Source organism: Psychrobacter sp. 1U2, assembly GCF_051847575.1.
Map to the genome: position 1 here is coordinate 1 of NZ_JBPYDC010000045.1, position 5,814 is coordinate 5,814.

The following is a 5,814-nucleotide window of genomic DNA, read 5'->3' on the forward strand; positions in this document are numbered from 1 at the left end:
ACTTGCAGCTTAAAGTCTAGGTCGTAATGCATAAAAATACCCCATAAGTTGTGTCCAACTTATGGGGGTCGGTTCATACTAGACCTTTCATAATAGAGATATTAATGAAGCTAGAAATATTCTTGCGGCAGGGCTTTGCCGTCTCGCTGGAGGAATCCCCTCCGTTTAGGGAGGGGAGGAAGTCAAAGGTTCAACTTCTTAAAAAGTGCCTTTGAAAATAAATAACATCAAGCACCACTGCGGCTATGGCCTCTGTCGCCTCTACCTCTATTCTCACCTTGCTCGCCGCGTTCTGCTCGCATTTGCTGCAATTGTGCGCGCTGATCCGCAGTCAATACTTTAGCGATCGCTTGTTGGCTTTGAACCCTATCGATAAAACGCTGTTTGGCCTGCTGGGCATGTTGATCTGCTAAGCGATTTAAGGTGACCGTATCAAGCGTATTGGCATTTGATAAGGCTTGTACTTGCTCGCGCATCTGCTCTCGCTGGGCTTGATTTTGCGCGCGGTTGTTATCACGCTCCGTCTTTTTAGCCTCTTTAATAGCCTCGATTTGAGCTTGCTGCGTGGCTGTCAGATTAAGCTGTGATAATGGCCCTTTGTTTGCAGACATACCGCCTTTATGGTGTTGCATCTGGGATGCGCGCTGCGGTTGATTGTCTGGTGCGGCACTAGCAATGCCAGCCATTCCCAATAAAGTTGACGCTGATAATAGGGTGGCGATGGTTAGATTTTTCATTATGATTTCCTTTTGGAATGAATATTAAAGTTATGAGGGCTTGCTCAATTTACAGTCTTGCGAATCATTGTCAGCCCCGTGATAAAACAAGGTTCTATCGACAAGACAAATCATAATACAAAGGCATGTTGCGTAGATTTATGAAACTTTAAGAAAGGTTACGATTGACGCCATTAGGCCCTTATCTCTTGTAAACTGACTTTATGCACTGATGTGTGGAATACTCTGATGGCTTTGTTGGATGTGGCTTTATTAAATTTAGCTTCGTTGAATGTAGTAGTATGAGCGACGCACAAAAACAGTATGATAATAAGCGATCTTTTATCAAAAACTTAGGACTAGCTGATGACCCATATTTTGCTTGGCGACGATGATGAAGAGCTGACCCAATTACTCCAAGAATATCTACACAATCATGAAGTCAGTTGCGATTGTGTATACGATGGCGAGCAAGTACTAGAGCGCTTGCAAGATACTGCTTATCAGTATGATCTGCTCGTACTCGATATTATGATGCCCAAAATAGATGGGCTTAGCGTATTGCGTCAGCTGCCAGCCACTCGTCAAATCCCTGTGATTATGTTGACGGCAAAAGGCGATGAGATTGATCGTATTATTGGTCTTGAGCTTGGCGCTGATGACTATATTGCCAAACCTTGTAACCCTAGAGAATTGCTGGCACGTATCAACGCCGTTATTAAGCGCACCACTATGCCAACCACAAATGCCCCTACTCTCACTAATAAGCGCTTAACTCTAGATCAAGATCATCGTATCTGCACCATCGATGGTACTCCTCTACAAGTGACCGGTACTGAGTTTGATTTATTAGGGGCACTGCTACAGCGCCAAGGTGAGGTTGTCAGCAAAGAGTGGCTATCGCAAACCGTACTACAGCGTGAGCTACAGCCCTTTGATCGTAGCCTTGATGTGCATGTCTCGCGCCTGCGCAAAAAACTTCAGCCCTTTCATGATGAGCCTATTAAGGCTATTCGTGGTAGAGGCTATCAGTTGGTACTGTGATGAATAATTTGGATCAAAAATCAGATAAAAAGCGCAAAGTTATTCCTTCACTACCCCTATTTTGGCGACTGTTTTTAAGTCTATTATTGCTGTTGCTATTAACGTCAGTGATATCGGTCGCCATAGAGAGAGGGATAAACGCGCAAGCACTAGAATCACGGATGGCGATGCAAGTGGCGCACCTAGTCACTGTGCGTCAAGAGGTGATACAGACACTCAAGGCAGGTGACTATGACGGGGTACGACAAATCTATCGCAATGAGCGTGGTCTTCGTGATCAGATTATTATCGTTGATGAACACGGCGCGCCCTTATACTCACGCTTTATACCGTCAATAAGTCGAAATAGCAGGCCAACCGAGGCAAATAACAACCGCACCTTGCTACCCAACCCAATGATTCAAGAGGTGGTGCCAAGTACGGACAATTATCCTGAGCTGCAAGATATATCTGTCACCACACCTGATAGCTATACTTATACTGTGCAACTACAACCGCGCCTGCCGCTGCCCGATCTTATCGCCTTACAAAGAACTCATTTTCCGGTGCGCTTTGGTATTATTTTACTGTTTAGTCTATTGGCTTGTTACTGGTTTAGCCGTGCTTTATCTAAACGTATTCGTCAGGTTCAGTTTAGGGTGCATCGTATGAGCGCAGGTGATTATTTGGCGGGTGATGATTTATCTAATCTTGGGGATGATGAATTGGGTGCTTTGGCAAAAGATGTTGCAGACTTGTCTAATAGACTGGCTGATAGCGAGATGTCCCGTAAGCAAATGCTCAGCGACATCTCTCATGAGCTGCGCTCGCCACTAGCACGCCTTGAGGTGGCAACGGAGCTGACTCGCGATTACGCCCCCAATGCGACGCATTATCTGGATCGTATCCAAAAAGAGTCCACTCGCATGAATGAGCTTATTGGGCAGATTATTCATATTCAGTCCCTACAAATGCAGCGTTATGTGGCACGCCCTGAGGACTGTGAGTCCATAGATATAGCGATGCTCCTTGATGAGATTGGTCAGGACGTGAGCTTTGAGTTTTATGATAAGCACGTTGAATGGCAATGCTTGAATAATAATGATGAGGCAAGTGATGATAAGCTTTCATACACTATCGTTGGTAATCGAGAACAATTACATAGCGCTTTTGAAAATGTGATTCGTAATGCTTTTATCTATTCAAACTCGCACTCTATCGTCGCAGCCAATATTGAAACTATTAAACTTACCAATCAAACGTCTGCACTGAAAATAAGTATTGTAGATCAAGGATCGGGCATAGATAACGATAATCTAGAGCGTATCTTTCAGCCCTTTGTACGCTTAGATGCGTCCAGACAACGCCCAACAAGTTCTGCTCTTAATAAAACCAGCAAACAAGAAGGTGGTTACGGTCTTGGACTGGCTATTGCTCAGGCGATTATTGCCGCGCACCAAGGACAGATTAGTGCTCGCAATCGTGAAGATGGTATTCAGGGACTTATCGTTGAAATAGTATTACCAGTATCTATCTGACAATATGCCTATAGTAGATCAGATCCTGTCTAATAGGGTAAAACTACAGCCATCTCTTTACCTCATCAATCACAGTCTGCATTCTATTAGGTAGTACATGGTCACGCTTGGTTGCTAAATAGAGCGTCTCACTAACTGGCGTTGGCAGATAATGGCTTTTGATAAGCTGAGGTTTTTGATAAGCGGCAACCGCATGGGCAGGCAACACCGTAAATCCAAGCCCTCGACTCACAGGCTCTAAAATTAGCGCTATCTGATTGGAAAAACCCTTTTGCTCAAAGTCATTACTGTGCTGAAAGTTTGGATAATTGGCGCTGAGCAACATGCTGGCATGATGTGCGCCGTCAGGATGATCAATAAATCCAAGTTGTATGAGAGTCTCCCAACTTGGCGTCTCAACACTAGCCGGCGTCACTAACATCAAAGCTTCTGTGGCAATAACTTGACAACTTATCGTCTCTGACGCTGAAATAGTTGTCATAAAACCTATGTCAATCTCATGATTAACAAGTGCCTGTTCGATATCTGGATTTGGAGCAAAACGATAATCAATGATGAGCTTAGGGTGCTGCTGTTGTAATGACAATAGTTTGGGATAGAGCTTCAGCCCAACACTACCAGGTGACATTAAGCGCACCCTGCCTTCAAATGCCGAATCTTCCCTCATCTGCTGCTCTAAACTAGAGAGCTTTAATAAGATATCTGAGGCTTCGCTATACAGTTTCTTACCTGCATGGGTTAGAGAGAACTGCTTGCCTTGGCGTATGAGTAGCGCGATATCTAACTGTGATTCAAGTTTACTAATATGTTGGCTAACCCCAGATTGCGTCATGTGTAAACGCTCAGCCGTACGAGTGAAATGGCCAACTTCTACCAAAGTACAAAAAGTACGTAACCAGGTGGTATTTATCATTACAAACCATACTTATATTTATAATAAATGATAATTTTACGTAATAAATATAACTTTGTATAGTAGCTCCAGGTTAAATAATAAACCTATCAAACAGGAGCAACAGTAATGAGTAATACTTATCCTAGAAGTTTTTCACACATCGGCCTATCCGTCCCAGACTTAGCAGCAGCGGTGAAGTTTTATACTGAAGTTATGGGCTGGTATACCATTATGGAGCCGACTGAAATCGTTGAAGATGACAGTGCAATTGGTGAGATGTGTACCGAAGTGTTTGGTGCTGGCTGGGGTAGCTTTCGTATTGCCCATTTATCGACGGGTGATCGCATCGGTGTTGAAATATTTGAGTTCAAAAATCAAGAAGATCCTGAAAATAACTTTGAATACTGGAAGACAGGTATTTTTCATTTCTGTGTTCAAGATCCAAATGTAGAGGGACTTGCTGAACGTATTGTTGCCGCTGGTGGTAAGCAGCGTATGGAAAAACCGCGTTACTACTATCCTGGCGAGAAGCCTTACCGTATGATTTATATGGAAGACCCGTTCGGCAACATTGTTGAGATATATAGCCACAGCTATGAGCTTATTTATAGCAAGGGCGCCTACTAAGTTATAACTATAGCAATAGGTTTTTCAAAGCGGTCTTTATAATACGTAAAGGTCGCTTTTGGCGTATCGCAACTCGGCTAAAAAGCGGTAATGTTAACAAGGGTTACAAATATTTGAGCAATCATTCAATTTATATTTGAGTGATTGCTCAAAATAATTTATAGTGCTATCAGTGAGCGCATTGAGTCAGATAACCAGACGTTACTTGCATTATCTGACTTAGTTTCTAGCTATCCATCAAACCCATCTTAATTTCACTAAAATATTTTGCTAAGGATTTTATATGACCGATTTTACATTACACAATATAGAGACTGCCCCAAAAGACAGCCATGCTTTACTAGATAACTCGCTTAGCGCCTTTGGTATGATTCCAAACTTACACGCCGTTATGGCTGAAGCGCCTGGTTTGCTAGAAGGCTATCAGCGCCTTCATCAACTGTTCTTAGACAGCAGCTTTGACGATGAAGAAACCACCGTTGTTTGGCAGGCTATTAACGTCGAGCATGAATGTCATTACTGTGTGCCTGCCCATACTGGTATTGCAAAAAGCATGAAAGTGGATGATGCGATAACCGAAGCATTACGTAATGAGACGCCACTACCGACGTCTAAGTTAGAAGCATTACGCGACTTCACGCTCTCTGTCGTCCGCAATCGTGGTAATGTCGATAATGAGGCAGTACAAGCATTCTTGGACGCAGGTTTTACTAAGCGCCAAGTGTTAGAAGTGGTACTAGGCGTAGCGCAAAAAGTGATGAGCAACTACACAAACCATCTGGCTGACACCCCAGTGGATAAGCCATTTGAGAAATTTGAGTGGCACAAAGCGGACTAATATTGTAACTAATCTGAGAAATCGATAACTCTGATTTAACTATCAGAACCCAACTAAAAAAGAGCAACTTGAAATATCAAGTCGCTCTTTTTTTTATTAATTTATCACCAGCGCCGTAAAACCACATCCTTCTAGAGCGTGGATATCAGGCGTCAACCGTTGTCACCTAAGATTAAA

At 43.2% G+C, this 5,814-nt stretch carries 6 protein-coding genes; 4 read left to right on the top strand and 2 right to left on the bottom strand.

Annotated features, from left to right (window positions below; translation table 11 throughout):
• Positions 1-227: 227 nt before the first annotated feature.
• Positions 228-737 (bottom strand): Spy/CpxP family protein refolding chaperone, encoded by a 510-nt coding sequence (locus ACS8FD_RS12745; RefSeq protein ID WP_439276181.1) that lies wholly within the window; start codon positions 735-737, stop codon positions 228-230.
• Between the two features lie 345 nt (positions 738-1,082).
• On the opposite strand from ACS8FD_RS12745, the gene ACS8FD_RS12750 reads away from it, so the two are divergent.
• Together ACS8FD_RS12750 and ACS8FD_RS12755 are read left to right on the top strand one after the other, a co-directional pair.
• The gene (locus ACS8FD_RS12750) at positions 1,083-1,760 is read left to right on the top strand and encodes a response regulator (protein ID WP_439276182.1); all 678 of its coding nucleotides are present in this window, start codon (positions 1,083-1,085) and stop codon (positions 1,758-1,760) included.
• Complete coding sequence (locus ACS8FD_RS12755; protein ID WP_439276186.1) at positions 1,760-3,277, top strand: sensor histidine kinase; 1,518 nt, start codon at positions 1,760-1,762, stop codon at positions 3,275-3,277. Before ACS8FD_RS12750 ends, ACS8FD_RS12755 begins: the two co-directional genes overlap by 1 nt.
• A 43-nt stretch (positions 3,278-3,320) precedes the next feature.
• Here ACS8FD_RS12755 and ACS8FD_RS12760 read toward each other — a convergent pair whose 3' ends face one another.
• On the bottom strand, positions 3,321-4,190 hold the full coding sequence (locus ACS8FD_RS12760; RefSeq protein ID WP_439276183.1) for a LysR family transcriptional regulator: 870 nt from the start codon (positions 4,188-4,190) through the stop codon (positions 3,321-3,323).
• 108 nt (positions 4,191-4,298) lie between these two features.
• Here ACS8FD_RS12760 and ACS8FD_RS12765 point away from each other — a divergent pair, with 108 nt between their 5' ends.
• A complete protein-coding gene (locus ACS8FD_RS12765; RefSeq protein WP_439276184.1) occupies positions 4,299-4,799 on the top strand; it encodes a lactoylglutathione lyase family protein in 501 nt (166 codons plus the stop codon).
• A 283-nt stretch (positions 4,800-5,082) separates the two neighbouring features.
• The gene (locus ACS8FD_RS12770; protein ID WP_439276185.1) at positions 5,083-5,637 is read left to right on the top strand and encodes a carboxymuconolactone decarboxylase family protein; all 555 of its coding nucleotides are present in this window, start codon (positions 5,083-5,085) and stop codon (positions 5,635-5,637) included.
• The last annotated feature ends 177 nt before the right edge of the window (positions 5,638-5,814 follow it).

What these genes read in the sequence shown, in the direction of transcription:
- ACS8FD_RS12760 (WP_439276183.1), bottom strand. Translation starts at nt 4,190, where the DNA reads ATGATAAATACCACCTGGTTACGTACTTTTTGTACTTTGGTAGAAGTT.
- ACS8FD_RS12755 (WP_439276186.1), top strand. Translation starts at nt 1,760, where the DNA reads ATGAATAATTTGGATCAAAAATCAGATAAAAAGCGCAAAGTTATTCCT.
- ACS8FD_RS12765 (WP_439276184.1), top strand. Translation starts at nt 4,299, where the DNA reads ATGAGTAATACTTATCCTAGAAGTTTTTCACACATCGGCCTATCCGTC.
- ACS8FD_RS12770 (WP_439276185.1), top strand. Translation starts at nt 5,083, where the DNA reads ATGACCGATTTTACATTACACAATATAGAGACTGCCCCAAAAGACAGC.
- ACS8FD_RS12750 (WP_439276182.1), top strand. Translation starts at nt 1,083, where the DNA reads ATGACCCATATTTTGCTTGGCGACGATGATGAAGAGCTGACCCAATTA.
- ACS8FD_RS12745 (WP_439276181.1), bottom strand. Translation starts at nt 737, where the DNA reads ATGAAAAATCTAACCATCGCCACCCTATTATCAGCGTCAACTTTATTG.